The organism is Microbacterium sp. CFBP 13617 (assembly GCF_014839445.1).
Lineage (GTDB): Bacteria > Actinomycetota > Actinomycetes > Actinomycetales > Microbacteriaceae > Microbacterium.
This window is the reverse complement of record NZ_JACYNW010000004.1, coordinates 245,779-260,027: the sequence shown is the minus strand read 5'-3', so window position 1 is coordinate 260,027 and position 14,249 is coordinate 245,779. Positions and strand designations below refer to the sequence as shown.

Annotated in this window: 10 protein-coding genes; 6 read left to right on the top strand and 4 right to left on the bottom strand. The window is 62.6% G+C overall.

Annotated features, from left to right (window positions below; translation table 11 throughout):
* Positions 1-4 precede the first annotated feature (4 nt).
* Positions 5-2,344, bottom strand: coding sequence for a LamG-like jellyroll fold domain-containing protein (locus IFU40_RS17245; RefSeq protein ID WP_191926606.1), 2,340 nt, complete (start codon positions 2,342-2,344; stop codon positions 5-7).
* Between the two features lie 775 nt (positions 2,345-3,119).
* The gene (locus tag IFU40_RS17310; protein ID WP_446724825.1) at positions 3,120-3,545 is read right to left on the bottom strand and encodes a GNAT family N-acetyltransferase; all 426 of its coding nucleotides are present in this window, start codon (positions 3,543-3,545) and stop codon (positions 3,120-3,122) included.
* A gap of 938 nt (positions 3,546-4,483) precedes the next feature.
* Between IFU40_RS17310 and IFU40_RS13105 the strand changes: the two genes are divergently transcribed.
* The 5 genes from IFU40_RS13105 (at position 4,484) to IFU40_RS13085 (ending at position 9,306) form a co-directional block, all read left to right on the top strand.
* Positions 4,484-5,062 carry a hypothetical protein gene (locus IFU40_RS13105; protein ID WP_191926604.1) on the top strand — a complete coding sequence of 193 codons (579 nt, stop codon included), beginning with the start codon at positions 4,484-4,486 and terminating at the stop codon, positions 5,060-5,062.
* 226 nt (positions 5,063-5,288) lie between these two features.
* Entirely contained in the window at positions 5,289-5,636 is a 348-nt protein-coding gene (locus IFU40_RS13100) for a hypothetical protein (protein ID WP_191926603.1), read from the top strand.
* A 308-nt stretch (positions 5,637-5,944) separates the two neighbouring features.
* Positions 5,945-7,927, top strand: coding sequence for a hypothetical protein (locus IFU40_RS13095; protein ID WP_191926602.1), 1,983 nt, complete (start codon positions 5,945-5,947; stop codon positions 7,925-7,927).
* A gap of 522 nt (positions 7,928-8,449) precedes the next feature.
* Positions 8,450-8,797: a hypothetical protein gene (locus IFU40_RS13090; protein ID WP_191926601.1), complete on the top strand. Its 348-nt coding sequence runs from the start codon at positions 8,450-8,452 to the stop codon at positions 8,795-8,797.
* A gap of 47 nt (positions 8,798-8,844) precedes the next feature.
* Positions 8,845-9,306 carry a hypothetical protein gene (locus IFU40_RS13085; protein WP_191926600.1) on the top strand — a complete coding sequence of 154 codons (462 nt, stop codon included), beginning with the start codon at positions 8,845-8,847 and terminating at the stop codon, positions 9,304-9,306.
* Positions 9,307-9,365: 59 nt separating this feature from the next.
* Here the strand turns inward: IFU40_RS13085 and IFU40_RS17240 are convergent, their stop codons facing one another.
* Together IFU40_RS17240 and IFU40_RS13075 are read right to left on the bottom strand one after the other, a co-directional pair.
* Positions 9,366-9,815: a GNAT family N-acetyltransferase gene (locus IFU40_RS17240; RefSeq protein WP_342343527.1), complete on the bottom strand. Its 450-nt coding sequence runs from the start codon at positions 9,813-9,815 to the stop codon at positions 9,366-9,368.
* A 246-nt stretch (positions 9,816-10,061) separates the two neighbouring features.
* Positions 10,062-11,855, bottom strand: a complete 1,794-nt coding sequence (locus tag IFU40_RS13075; RefSeq protein WP_191926598.1) for an SIR2 family protein — start codon at positions 11,853-11,855, stop codon at positions 10,062-10,064.
* A gap of 175 nt (positions 11,856-12,030) precedes the next feature.
* Here IFU40_RS13075 and IFU40_RS13070 point away from each other — a divergent pair, with 175 nt between their 5' ends.
* The gene (locus tag IFU40_RS13070) at positions 12,031-14,229 is read left to right on the top strand and encodes a KAP family P-loop NTPase fold protein (protein WP_191926597.1); all 2,199 of its coding nucleotides are present in this window, start codon (positions 12,031-12,033) and stop codon (positions 14,227-14,229) included.
* The last annotated feature ends 20 nt before the right edge of the window (positions 14,230-14,249 follow it).

Sequence of the window (14,249 nt, the reverse complement as noted above, 5' to 3'; positions counted from 1 at the left end):
TTCCTCAGGAGGTAAAGGGGGAAGCGAACTGGGAGAGAGAACCGAGTTGGCGGGAGTCCAGGACTCCGGGCACCACTACGGGGTTAGCAATCAGTCCGGAGAATCGGGTGTCGGCCGGAAGCGGAGCGATGGTAAATCCTGACCCGCCTGTCCAAGACTCGGTCGAACCGCGCAGGTTGGGAGTGACGACCACGGGGGTGGGAGATGATCCAATATCCAGCCGTAGTTGCTGATTGGCTCGGTCCCAGATGCCGGTGACGAGAGTCCACTCGCCTGTGACGGCTTGCGACGGCGCAGAGACGCAACTGGAGATAAGTCCCCACGTTTCTGAGCCCGCGCTGGTGCCCCAGCGGCAGAACCTGTACTTGCCCTCGTGCAGTTGCACTTCAAACAAGCTCGAGTTGCCTCGTTGCTGCGCAAGAAGTTGCACATTGGGCGACGTGACGTTGGCGGGCTTCACCCACATGCTCACCGAGAAGCTCTCCGAGGACGACACCGCTGCCGAGGACGTCGTGATGAAGCCGTTCGGGGACGTGGGTTGCCTGGGACGAAGCACCGGGACGGTCAATCCGGGGCGTACTTCTGAGGTGGTCTGCCAGCTACCCCCGATTGAGGGCAAGGTCAGTGGCATCGGGGTGACGTCCGGGTTCTCGTTTGCGTCCTCGATGCTTGACGGCAGTGGCGAGATCATCCGCGTGGTGAGCCAGCCGTGGCCGTTCTCGACTCGGGCGTCGCGTGCGGCGGGTGTCCCGTTTGCCAGGTAGAGCTTGAGAGGCGCCGCAATAGATACGTTTCCGGCTTTGTCGTATGCGGCGACCCACAGCGTGGACAACGCGTCGACGGGGGCCACGGAGACACTGACGGCGTTCGACCCGTTTCCGCATCGGAATCGGGTGCCGCCCACTCGTTGCGTGCAGTCCGGGAGTGCGTCAGTGCGGGACACGGCGACCGGAGCCGGGATGGGGGTGGATCCTGCGGCGGTGTAGGACAGCCAGTATTGATAGCCGGCCACGTCCGACGTGCCGCTCATGCTCACGCTCACCGCTTTGCCTACAGCGAAAGACGTCGCGGTCGTGGAGATAGTGGGCTTGGCGGGTCTGGTGTTGTCCACAGTGAAGTAGCACCGTTCACCCCACTCGTTGCCGTCGATCTTCCAGTCGCTTCCTCGGCTGGTCCACCAATAGGTGTCGTCGGTCAGGCCGTTGAACGCCACCGAGCGTCGCCCTTGAGCACCGAGGCCCGTGCTCGTGTAGGTGACGTCGGCGTTGTCACGTGCACGGAAGAGGTAGATGTTGGTGTCGACGTTGCCTTCGTCAGGGTCGGTTTGGTCGATGCTGACCACCACCGACGAACCCGACACGTAGGCGGGTGCGTTTGCGGTGCCGCACTGCCGAACCGGGCTCTCGATTCTGGGATCGAGCGGACGGTTTGGAGGCGTGTTGTAGTTGACGTACAGCGTCGCCCCGCGTCCGTAATGCCGTCGCGACATCGGGTTGTTGACGTTCTGCGGCATGAATCCGAACTGGACGATGCCATCGCCAAGCTTGTCTCGGACCCCTTGCGCGACATTCCATCCGACGGTTTCCGGACCGCCGCCGCAGTTGTTGTGGTCGCCCGGGTCTTTCGTGTCCAGTGCGTTGCCCCAGAGGCTGTGGTTCATCTGGTTCCAGGTGAAGCCCGCCTGCTGCGGGCCATAGGTGCGGACCTGCATAGGCTCGTTCGGGCATGCCGCCCATTCGATTTGATAGGTCGAGAGCTGGGCCTCGAGGATCTGCTTGCCAGCGAGAGCGCTGATATCGAACTGGAAGAACATGTAGCCGCCGTGCTCTGCCCAGCGGCCGTACCGTAGAACCGTGTCGGCATTGGCGCTCAGGTAAGACTGGTCGGGGTGCGCCCAGTCCACGTACCACGCATTGGGCTGTCCGCTGACCCAATCAGGGTCGACGTAGATCGGGTAGGTCGGGTCGATTTCATCGATGGTTGCTGAGACATCGAGGTTGACACCGTCGTCGTCCACCGAGTGCTCGACAGGTCGACCCACCATGTCTTTGCCAGGGCTGTCGGCATTGCCTCCGTTCGAGGAGTCCCACCACAGTGGCGACGAGGCTTGCAGGACATCGGCCTTCTCGACATCGGGTTTGGCGATGAGAGTTCCTGTCTCGTCGATGGCGACGTCCGCGCCCTCAAGCACGACACCCAGATCCTTCATCCGGGAATCGGCCACCGCAGCCGCCGTCTTGACGACGTACACCGACGCCATTCCCAACTCGGTGGCGGTCAGCTTTAGATCGACGCCGGGGAGCACCTCGGCGTAGGTTGCCGTCTGCCCCTCCACGGAGGGCACCGGGAGAGATCCGTACGGCCAGGTCTCGCTGAGCCACTCCCCCGTGCCTGTTCGCACCTGGCTAAGCTCGTCGTTTCCTCCCGCGCTGAATCGCACCGGCGCTGCAGAGGCCAGGGGCTCCCACCACCCGTCCGCGTACTCAAGCGTTGTGTCGACCGGAACCCACTCACCTTCGTCGGACCTTGTTCGGACGGGCACCGTCGAGATCTCCGCACGAAGGCTCCCGTCTGGAAGGGCGATCGTTCGATCGGAAGGTGTGGTGAGCGACCCAATCTCCACCTCGGAGCCCACTGCCGCGGCGCGTTGGAGAGCATCTCGAACGTCGGGCGACGCCTGTGCTTCGGTAACCGCGTCGGAAACGGGCTCGATTGGTGGGGGCGCTTGAGTCTGTGCACTAGCCGAGCTGACGGTGAGGCCAGCAAGTGTCAGGCTGCATACCAGAGCCACGGACGCAATACGGCGCATCTATCTTCCCCCCACAAACGCGCCGTCGACCGTTTGTCAACCCCCTTGCGCTTCTGCCGATTCAGACAATACATGCGACACACTCAGGCAACACTCAGATAAGACAACCCTTCGTAACGTTTTCCTATGTGCTCCGTGCCGCATGCGCAACCGGCTCACTCAGGCGCACTGTTACTCGTCGGACGGTTGCTAGGGGTCCGACCGGATCTCTCCGGAGAAGACGCGCGAAACTGGTCGCTGCGACGGAGTTTTCAGTCCGCCACGGAGGCCAGAAGCGCCCGGCATCGCGGGTCGATCGGGCGCTGCTCGCCTAAGCTCGCGCGATGAGCCACGGTCGATGCTTCTCGCCCGGCCCGAAACCCATCTCACTGCGTCGGTAGCTCCTGATTGGGACTCGCCTGATTGCTAATCCCAGCGATCGTGCGAATCCTTCGTTCAGCGCCCTCGCCGCAACATTGCCGTCGAGCGTGGCCATGACAATGTCCCGGGCCGGCTCAGACGAAGCGACGGCCGCCAAGAGCGCGAGGCCGACTCCTCGCCTTCGAGCCGCGGGCACGACAGCGATCATCTGCACGAAGAGCGGGTCGGACAGCGAACGTCCGGTCACGGCCTGACAGAACCCGACCGGACAACCTCCGATGTCAGCTAGCACTACGGTCTTCTCGCGGATGCTCGCGGAGTTGAATTTGACATCATGAATGGTTGCCGACTCTGAGTCAGCCTGTATCCAGCGCATCCATCCGCCATCTTCCACAGTGGGCTGCGCGACTCGTGCCCCTACGTCCGCAGCCGGAAGCGTCTTCAGTTTCAGCTGCCACTCGTCGAAGCCGGGCTCCTCCCAGGGCGAGACAAAATCTGGAATTCTCACCGCCGACGACCCAACCCGGGGAGGCCGCCGCTTACGGTTCGTACGCTGGGGCCGGACTGGTCCCAGCCCTCTACCGATGGAGGCACGGGTATGGTCCATTCGTTGCGAAGGAGGGCGCGTGCCTTCTCCATCAGCTCTTCGTGCCGGGGGATCTGACCTGCACCGGCGGGCACGACTGAGCTCAGTCCCCCAGAGACGGTGGCGTCCCAGGCACTGCCTGATCCAGTCAAGATGCCACGAGAAGGCAGAAGCTGGCCCGGTTCTTCGGTAACCAAGCCGGTGCCCTGGCACCGAGTGCCTTGCCGGTCTTCGTGGGTACACACGACCCCGTCGCCAGTCGCACTCGCCGCCTGGTTACAGATCCTGCATCGTATTCGGAACATGGCACCGCCCTCCAGAGCTGAGGCCCTCGGCCCGAGCATCCGCGTCGATCAGGCCGTGTCAAATATACGAAGCACCTCCGACATCGACACGCACCGACGTCGACCCCTAGCCGGCGAACCCGGTCAGCCGAGCACTCACATCTCGTGACCTGCACTCACTGTCACCGGATCGACCTCCGGCACAGCGCCCAGCGGCCGAGTGGCTTGCGCGCCTTCCGCGTCTGGACGCCTTTGAACTTCCCCCTCGACTTTTCCGAACGGGGATAGTTACCGCGCCCATCGAACAGGTTGAAGAGCATGGTGAGAAGGTTCTTCTGTTGTTAGCGGTTCTTCTGCGCCCAACCCGGGAGCAAGGAGTGAAAGCGCGACGCGACCTCGACGCCGCCCCACCCGCGGAGACCGTTCGGTCATTACGCTGCGCCTATGGGGGATACGAAGCAGACGAAGACAATCGGTGAGCATTACGCGGCGGCCGAGCTTGCACGGCGTGGGTGGGCACCTGCATTCACCCGCGACGGACTCGAACGTACAGACATCCTCGCGGTCCGCACCGACTCCGCACGCCGGATGATCGAAGTGCAGGTCAAGACAACGCTGACCTCTGGATGGAAGTGGGCCAACTGGCCGTTGGGCGAGAAGACGCAGGGACCAAGTGCGTCTGAGCATGAGTACTTCGTCATGGTGGCCGCACTTTCCGACCTCGCCACTCCCCCGCGGTTCTTTGTTCTCCCCCGCGCTCACGTAGCGGCAGCAGCGTGGATCTCCCATCAGCACTGGCTTACCGAGCCCGGGATACCTGCAGGCAAGCGCAACGCGGGCGTCGCTCATTCTCGCGTCAACCTACGAACGTTCGAGCAGTACGAGAACCGCTGGGACCTTCTGGATACCGACGAGAACGAGTGCCCAGTCCTACTGCCTGCTGAGTATCGAACTTATGCCCTAGATGAACGTGTCGGACTGCCTGCGGACCACCCGTGGCGAGCAGCCTTGCCTGCTTGGTGATACTCCCACCCAGGCGACGCAACATCTCGGTCTGCATCTGCTGGTCTCACGTTCCCGAGCTCGTCCGATCGGACGGTTTGTCAGTCTGCACATTCCGTCGTTCACTGGGACCAGCGGGTGTTGCAGTTCAGGTCTGGCACCCGCTCCAATACCTCGTTGCTGGCGTGCGGCTTGGTGGAGAACCAACAGAGTTCTCGGCCGCACCCGTCAAGGAGGTGACCCGCTCATGAGCGAGTCCAACGTCAACACCCCGCTCGCCCCGGCTGCGTCCGCCAACGGACTCGGCTACGGCCCGATCAAACCTCGCGCGGTCAGACTCAACGAGTCCACCCGCACCCAGCTGGACATCATCGCCCAGCTCAACGACCGGACCGTCACCGACGAAGTTCGCCTCGCAATCGAAGCCTGGATCGACAAAACCAAGGCCGACCCAGCCGTTCAACGCCGCGCGAAGGATGTTCGCGACGAGATCGAACGCGAAGCGGCAGGCAAACACGACGCCATCGCCGCCGTCTTTGACGCCAGCCCGGCAACAAAGACTCCGCGCACGCCGCCGAAGGCTCACGGCGCCTGACGGCTCCACCTCACGGGCGGTCTGCTCGAGCTTCGGCTATTCGGACGATCCTTGCCGGCCGCCCCGTCTCCGCCTCGTCCCGCGTGGTAGCTGCCGCTCGCCTGTCGGCGGGGTCACCCGCCAAATGGCCGAGGCACGCTGTTCGCGGACCCGTCCCTTGATCGCCGCACGGATCCTCGCCGCGGACGGCGGTCGTGGATATTTGCTCCGGTCGCAACGCGCTACCCGCGCCGCCAATCAATGGACCGCATGGTCGGGCGACGGCGCCGCGATCTCAGTCCTGCCGGTTACCTACACTGATCGCGTGAGTGCGTCCGCATGTCGAATGCATTGACATCGATCCGGACAACACGCTCGACGGTCGTCCTCTGGACGGGACAGGCGTCGAGGCGGTTGGCAAGAAGGCCGCGAGCAAAAGGAGATGCGCGGACATGGGCACACGAGACCTCGGCGACAGCACTGATTCGCGCTCGCTACGCTTCTCGAACACGTCAAAGTCACCATCGAAGGCCACGTCGGCTCGCGCGTCGAAGCCAGGGAAGACAGGCGTTAACCGCCGCGCGCACGACGCCGTGACCGCAGAGATGAGCGAACTCCTGAGCGATTCAGGCTTCTTCGCGCAGGCGTCGGAAGAGGTGGTCAACGAACTCTGCACCCTCACCCGCGACCTCGAACCGCTTGCAGAGCCCGATGCACACAGCCGACTGGGCGGAGCCGCCGCCAGCGAGTTCACCGAGCGCCTCGTAGCGGCATGGACTACCCATTCCACACGTCAGCTGACGTGGCCGTCAGCGAAACTGCTCTACGCGGTGCGGCGCCTCCCTCTTGAAATGATGGTCGCGTTCGCGCTCGTGCGTCTTCGGCTGACACACGACGCGTCCAGCGCCGCGATCGGGGTTGAACGACTGCTTTCCGTCTGCACGGGCCTCACGAGGAGGTCGGAGGCGCCGGTGCGGACAACGCTATCGAGCTACCAGTACACGACGGAGGAACTAAAGGACCTCACCCATCACGTCCTCCGAATCACTCACCTCTGGCTCCTCCATGGCACAGCTCGCATCGTCGGCAAGGGCGGTGACATCGAGGTCGATCCCCACGGTTTCCCCGTGCCGATAGTAGACACCGAGACCGCTCATGCGATGGCTCAGTACGATGAGCGTCTTAAAGGCATGACGCTCGACGGAATCGTCGGAACCGACGTCTGGGACATCACCACGAAACCGGGCCCGCTTTCACTTCTCACCGTATCCGCACTTGAAAAAGGCCCGGTCTGGAAACGCATTGACGGTGTCGACCGCACACGGATAACGGCCGCGCAGATCCATCTGCCTCATCCGGCGCAGACCGGTGATGTGCTCCACGTGCTCGAGAAGTTCGAGATCGACCACCTCGACCTCACCCGATTCCGCGACGTGATCGCTGGGGCGACAGATGTCGCAGACGGTCTCTCACCAGAATTGCCGTCTCTTATCGTTCTGCTGCACGGCCTCGCGAAAAGCCAGGACGACGACATGAAATTACAACTGCAGCGATACGGCTACCTGCGGGTGAGCCGGGACCTGCTGTGGGACTGGATGGCCGCTGGAGCAGAGATCCTGCCCACTCTGCTGCCCCACGTCAGACAAGATCGTACGGCGCTTTTCCTTCAGCTCAACCGCCCGGCGGGTCGAACGCGGCCGCTCACCGACGGACCAGTCATGCACCCCGCGGGAGACAACGAAGTTCTCGTCGACGTCGCGACCGCCTCGCGCCGGCTTCCGTGGGAACTCCTCGTCGGCAAGGACGGTGGGTCGCTCGGCAGCGCACGCGGTGATGATTTCGAACTCGTCGTGCGCGCAAGAATGCGAGCCGCCGGCGCCGAGCCGCAGGACCCCGCGCTTCGCAATCTGGAAGGCCGAACAATAACAATCTCCGGCGCCCCCGTCACCGACCTCGACGCGCTCGCTGAACTGGGTGACGGCACCGTGCTGGTGATTCAAGTAAAGAGCTTCGCGTACACGCCTGAGTACGGGGCGGGCCAATTTGCGGCTGTCCGCAGCCTCACCACGAACCTCTTACACGCACTGGACACCTGGCCCGGCAAAGTCGCACGGATCTTCTCGAGCCCGGCAAATGCACGGGGCGTCCGCTTCCCCGACCGACGCTACGTGCCGATTGTCGTCACCCCCTTCCCCGCATACCTCCCCGCCACCCACTGCGACAGCCTGGCGATGGACGATCTTCCGATCTGCCTGTCACTGGTAGAACTGGAGGAATGGGTGTCGCCGCGCGCACGCCGCACCACTCCTTAAGGTCAGGAAAGCCGTCAAGGGGATCTGAGCGCCGCGCTCCCCTACGACCAGGGAACGAACGGCACTCAGGACCGGCAAGAGACGACGAGCAGATGCAGAATGCTGGCGTCGCTGATTCTCGCGTCAACCTACGGACGTTCGAGCAGTACGAGAACCGCTGGGACTTTGGGGATACCGACGAGATCGAGTGCCCGGTTTTACTGCCCGCTGAGTATCGAACCTATGCCGTAGATGGACATGTCGGACTGGCTCTGAACTACCTGTGGCGAGCAGCCTTGCCGACTTGGTGAAACTCCCACCCAGGCGAGGCAACATCTCGGTCGGGCTCTGCTGGTCTCACGTTTTGTTCCCGAGCTCGTCCGATCGGACGGTTTGCGGAACGCAAGTTCCATTGTTCACTGGGGACAGCGGGTGTTGCAGTTCAGTCCTGGCACCCGCTCCACGGCTTCGTTGCCGGTATGCGGTCTTAGAGAGAACCATCCGAGTTCTCGGGCCGCACCCGTCAAGGAAGGTGACCCGCCCATGAGCGAGTCCAACGTCAACACCCCGCCCGCCTCAGCTGCGTCCGCCAACGGACTCGGCTACGGCCCGATCAAACCCCTCGCGGTCAGACTCAACGAGTCCACCCGCACCCAGCTGGACATCATCGCCCAGCTCAACGACCGGACCGTCACCGACGAAGTCCGCCTCGCAATCGAAGCCTGGATCGACAAAACCAAAGCCGACCCAGCCATCCAACGCCGCGCGAAAGACGTCCGCGACGAAATCGAACGCGAAGCAGCAGGCAAACGCGACGCTATCGCCGCCATCTTCGACGCCTCCCCAGCGGCGAAGACCCCGCGGACGCCGCCGAAGCCCCAGGGCAGCTGACGATCCACCTGATAGGGCGGCCGGCTTGAACTTCGTCCATTCGGACGATGCTTGCCGGCCGCCCCACCCCACCCCCTCGCCCGGAGATGAACGTCCCTCGTTTGTGCTTTGCGATTCCACGAGAACCATCCCGGTTCCCGGTCGCACGCACAAAAGAGGAACACCACCATGGTGCAGGGCATCATCATCCCGGCAGACAACACCGGATCCACGTTCCGCAGGCCTGCGACGCCCAGCTCGTCGGCGACGTCGCGGTCGTTGGACTCACCGACGACGAGGGCGAGAGTACCGAATTGCCGGATAATCTTCGGCAGCGACTGCTCGAGCCCGGCGTCTATCGGGTACGGACCCGCGAACTTGGTAGAAGCAGGTGGCACGAGGAACCGATCAATCGAGACGACTACGTCGAGACGGTCATCTGGGCGGCGCTCCTACAGGAGATGTCGCCAGGTCTGGAGGTACATATCGAGCGCGTCGACGGTGTCGTGGGCGAGAGCAACCAGCCTTGACGAGGGCGGTAGTCACAATCAGTGGCTACCGCCTTTTCACATAGTGCGGGCAGCGACAGTCACAGGGGCTCGACATAAGTCACGCGCTCGACGCCCGGAAAACGAAAGAACTCGGGGGGGTCCTCGCGTATCCATCCGATCCTCTCCCAGAAGCCACGAGAGACGGCATCATCATTCAGGGCGATGAGGCGCCGCCCTGGGTTCGCCTCACGGATGAGGTCGAGCGTGCGGCGGCCGATGCCCTGTCCGCGCAGCGGCACGGCAACCTCTATCGCGAGGATATCTACCACCTCGCCGTAGTCAGGGTCGTCTTTCAGCACGTACTTGCATCTCGCCACTTCGTTGACTCCCTGGCGGATGGATACCCATCTGCAGGAGTCCGAGGGGTCCTGTTCCGGACGCCACCATGGTTTGACGAACTCGGGATTCCTATCGAACACGTAAGTCCACACGCGTTTGCGCACTGGTGCAATGTGCACAACTTCTATATCCGATGCCGGGCCACTCATGGAGCTGAGCGTAGCGATGCCGAAAACCCAGCTGACCCGATCGCCGAGCAAAACATGGCGTTAGCTCGACGTGCTTATGGCTCCGATGAGCCGACGGCCGAATAACTCGCTCCATTCCTGAAGTGGAATCCGTTCCACTGCGGCTTTGAAGTGGCGGCACGCTCGCCTACGGGCGCGAGTGCAGAGCACCCGGCTTCCGATTCGCTTGCCGCACAGCCGTCTCTGCCGTTCGCGTCAATGATGCGCTCAGCTGCGGTTGTAGCTCCAAAGCAGCTCGCGATGGCTGACGAGGATGGTCTCGAATGAATCGCTGCCGCCGAGATAACGAGTCCAGGGCCAGTCGGCCCGTCTACCACTGTCGCGCCTGAACGCCACCTCCGCGAATGGCACGTGCGGCGTGTCCCAGGTCCAGCCACGCTCACCGACGTACTCACCTTCCGCTGCGGGATAGCCTCGGCCGCTCGCGCGCAGCTGGCTCTGGATCAGGCCGATTCGGTACTCCTGGCCGTGGAATGCGGTAACGAAATCAGTGTCTAAGCGGATGTAGTCAACGAAGAATCTGCGGAGGTCTGCCAGGAGAAGATGACTCATCGGGTACAGCCAACGCTGCTTCTTCCATCTCGGCATCGCGTTGACCCAGTCCTTCTCCAGAACCCGAAAAACGTGGAGGAGCTGTCCAGCGGGCAGCGGCTCTCCGGTCCCCATTTGCGGGCGCCCCTCAACTTCCGTGGCGAGCCGAAGGAACAGGGACTCTCGACCGCGCGCCGCAGCAACGGTCCCGACGATCGACAGCACCAAGAGGGCCGGGATGAGACGCGCTCGCTCGAGCATCTGATTTGCCGAGTTGAGCGGCGCTGTGCCAGCGTCGAGTAGTCGCTGGAGGACATCGAGCCAAAGCTGATCATGGAGGCCTTCTGGGTCGTGCCACGTTCCCGCGATGGTGACGTCAAGCAGTGGCGCGGCTGCCTCCAAATAGCGCTCATAAAGGCTCTGGAATGCCGAACCATCGAACGTACGGTCAGCAGTCACCGGCGCCTCGGAAACCATTTCAGCGACTCGATTAGCAATGCCCATCACGAGGTCATGAAGTTCAATGCGCCGCGTCAGATCAGGTAGATATCGCTTGACTCTGGCCACGGCCATTGCGGTCGAAAGTGGGGACTCCGTCAGCGAGGTGAGTGCCTCGATGCTGGCGGCGAGGTCCGCGAAGAGTTCGTCTGCGCCCGCAGCGTCGATGACTTTGCCGGCCCGCGCCACCAGGACATGCCTCGCTGTCGACCCGCGGGAGCTTCGGCTGTCCCAGTAAATCGGGTACCGCCGGGTACCATTTTCGATCGAAGCGACAAGGGCGGCGTCCCACTCAGCGGACCAGCCGCTGATCAGGAGTCCGTACTCGCTGAAGACCTGGCTAAGCAACGAAAGCCATTCAGGCGGGTACGTCTCGAGTTCCGCCGGCGTGTTGCGTGTTCCGAGATCTTGATAGTCGCCGTGCAGCTTGATGACAGTGGCCTTCGCGTGAGCAAGAGGTGCCATCCCGTTCACCGCCTCCGGGCGGCTGATGACCTGCGGAGAAACGCCTACCGCCTCCAACGCCTGCTCCATGAGACGGTCGAAGTTCGTTGTGAGGATTACGCGGACTGTGCCCTTCTTCACAAGCTCTGCCAACGCGAGGTGTGCTCGGCTCGGCGCCTTAATACCTTCCGCCCGTTCTTCATCAGTGGGCTCAAAGTACTTCGCAAGCACTCCTTGGCGAGCGGCGGCGGTCGGCGCTAATTGTTCAAGAAGGGCTGCGTAGCCGAGCGCTCCATCTCCGCGTTGTGCCCACCACGCTTCTGGATCGGAGACTGCGAGGTCATGTGATCCGGCGTCGCCAGGATCGGCCGCGACCGCGACCTGTCGAACGAGATCACGAACGATGCCCCAGCCCGTAGGTATGCCCGCGCCCGTGGACACGCCAGATCCTAAGAGCACCGCGTAGACGCCTGGCTGAGACTGCATGGCGACAGCCAACATGGTGGAAGCAGCAAGAACCGAACTCATCCGAAGAACCTCCCTCCGGCCATAGTTTCACGAGCCAAGAGACAGCACGCCTGAGACACGATCTCGCTCATGATGACCTGGGCTGCGTCGCTGGGCGAGCCAGTCCGGCGCTCCGCAAGAACCGAGTTTACGTTCGATACAGCGAGCCGAATCGCGAACGTGGCACCATCGGAATATGGGGGATCTCTCCGAGACTTGGCTGAGCGATGACCCGCTCCCGCAACTCGATGACCATGAAGCATTCAGACGCGTGCACCTGGTCGACCACGTTCTGTCGGTGTTGGGCCGGTTGCGGCACCAAAGCGCCTCCAGCACGATCGGCCTCGTGGGGGCGTGGGGTTCGGGCAAGACCACTGTGCTTGACGAGCTCGCGCGGCGGCTCAGCGATCGAGAGCAGACACGTCAGTTCTTCGGCGAGGAGTGGTCGGTGGCTCATTTCAACCCGTGGTTGTACAGCGATCCGGCTTCGCTTCATGCAGCCTTCTTCGCAGAGCTGAAGAACGCCATACCGAAGGAGCGCCGCTGGAAGGAGCCGCGACAGGCCCTGACCACGTTCGGGCGTAAGCTGACACCGCTGATCGCTACCGGGCAAGTGTTTGGCTACAACGGCGTGAGCGCGTATGGCGGCCTTCTCGATCAGATCGAGCCCAGCACTACTGCCCGGCAGAAGACGACCGCAGAAGCCATGCGGAAGCTGGGACGGCCGGTCCTCATGATCATTGATGACTTGGACCGCTTGAGCGCCGGCGAGCTGCTGCACGTGTTCAAACTTGTTCGCATGGTGGGGCGACTTCCGAACGTGTATTACTTGCTCAGCTATGACGAGCGTTCTCTAATCGATCTGCTCAGTAAGACCGACCTCGTGGCGGATGCTCAGGGCAGACGTGGCCTCGACTATCTCGAGAAAATGATCCAGGTTCGGCTCGATATGCCCCTCCTTCGAGATTACGAAGTGGATCGCGTTGTGAGCCGCGCACTCAATGACATCGTCAAGCGCCACCAGATCGGGCTGGAACCTGCCGAACTTTCTCGGCTTGTGAACCGATTCGACGGCGTCATGTCCAGCCGCCTGCGCACACCGCGAGCCGCCAAACGAGTGTTCGGACAGCTCGACGCCTTTCTGTCCTCGGTCGGACGCGAGGTCGATTTCGGAGACTTCGTCGTACTCACCTGGCTGCGAACAATCGAACCGGGCGTTTACGGGATGCTGCAGACGTACAAGAGCGAAGTACTCGGTCATGGCGGCGACCCGCTACGCAACCTCCGCCGCCCCAAACGTACGAACGAGGATGCGCGCAAGCAGTGGGAAGAGCGCCTCGCCGCGACTCACGTGACCGAAGAACACGTTGACGACATCCTCTACTTGCTCGCTTCGCTCTTTCCGCATCTTGAGGAGATTTACGAGGGCGACGCAGCAAAGGTCGGGAAGGACCGGAATCCGCCGCCCGTGAGAGCCGGCCGAATCGCCCACCCTGACTACTTCGACCGCTACTTCCAGTTCGGGGTGCCTGACGACGACATCGCCGACGCGACCATCCGGCTCGCTGTCGATGACCTCCGGAAAAATCAGACAGGACCAGCACTGATCGCGCTTGAACGCGCCTTCGCCGCTCAGCCCGAGCTCGTCCTTCGCAAACTGTCTCAGTTCTCTGAAGACGACGGGCTTGACCACCGTTCGGTCGCGTCCTGGCTCAGCGATCGCTACGGCGGGACCGACCCGTCGGACTTCCTTGATCGCAGGATCGAGTCGCTCATCGCTGAGATCCTCACACTTGCGCCACCGGACGATGCTGTCGGCTTCGTCGCATCGCAACTGGGTACTGACGAGGGCCTCTATCTGGGGGCAAGCGTCCGGCACAGGCTGGCGGAGGTTCAGATCGGACCATCTGTTCGGATCGATGCTGCCCATGCGCTCGCGGAGGCACTTACCCCGGTGATCCTGGCGGCCTTGCAATCCAGATTCGAACAGCTCCGTGAAGCCGTTGATACGCCACTGGATGCCTCGTTGACTCTGAACTATTTGCTTTGGATGTGGCGACAACTCGATCGAGTGGGCGTTCGGGACTACCTGGCCACAGCCCGCGAGACTGGCCGATGGACGCTACTCGACGAGTTGGCATGGTTCGTCAGCGGCGGCGGGAGCGACGAAGAGGTATACATCAGTCGCTTCAGCGACTTCGGCGATGCTGTCGACGTGCTCGATATTGATCAGGCGTATGTAGAGCTACGTGATGAGATCGCAGTCGCACCGACCGTCGAAAGTCTCCACAATATGCTGGCGACTCCTGACAACCGCCGGCTCTTCGTGCTCGCTTCGCTGCGTCGCTCGCAAGAGCGGCGGCAGACCATGCAATCTGAAAAGGAGCGCGCCTGACTTCCTGGTCTCAAGTACCA

Coding starts and splice junctions, on each gene's coding strand:
- IFU40_RS17310 (WP_446724825.1), bottom strand. CDS start 3,545: ATGCGCTGGATACAGGCTGACTCAGAGTCGGCAACCATTCATGATGTC.
- IFU40_RS13105 (WP_191926604.1), top strand. CDS start 4,484: ATGGGGGATACGAAGCAGACGAAGACAATCGGTGAGCATTACGCGGCG.
- IFU40_RS13100 (WP_191926603.1), top strand. CDS start 5,289: ATGAGCGAGTCCAACGTCAACACCCCGCTCGCCCCGGCTGCGTCCGCC.
- IFU40_RS13090 (WP_191926601.1), top strand. CDS start 8,450: ATGAGCGAGTCCAACGTCAACACCCCGCCCGCCTCAGCTGCGTCCGCC.
- IFU40_RS13085 (WP_191926600.1), top strand. CDS start 8,845: ATGCTTGCCGGCCGCCCCACCCCACCCCCTCGCCCGGAGATGAACGTC.
- IFU40_RS17240 (WP_342343527.1), bottom strand. CDS start 9,815: ATGAGTGGCCCGGCATCGGATATAGAAGTTGTGCACATTGCACCAGTG.
- IFU40_RS13075 (WP_191926598.1), bottom strand. CDS start 11,855: ATGAGTTCGGTTCTTGCTGCTTCCACCATGTTGGCTGTCGCCATGCAG.
- IFU40_RS13070 (WP_191926597.1), top strand. CDS start 12,031: ATGGGGGATCTCTCCGAGACTTGGCTGAGCGATGACCCGCTCCCGCAA.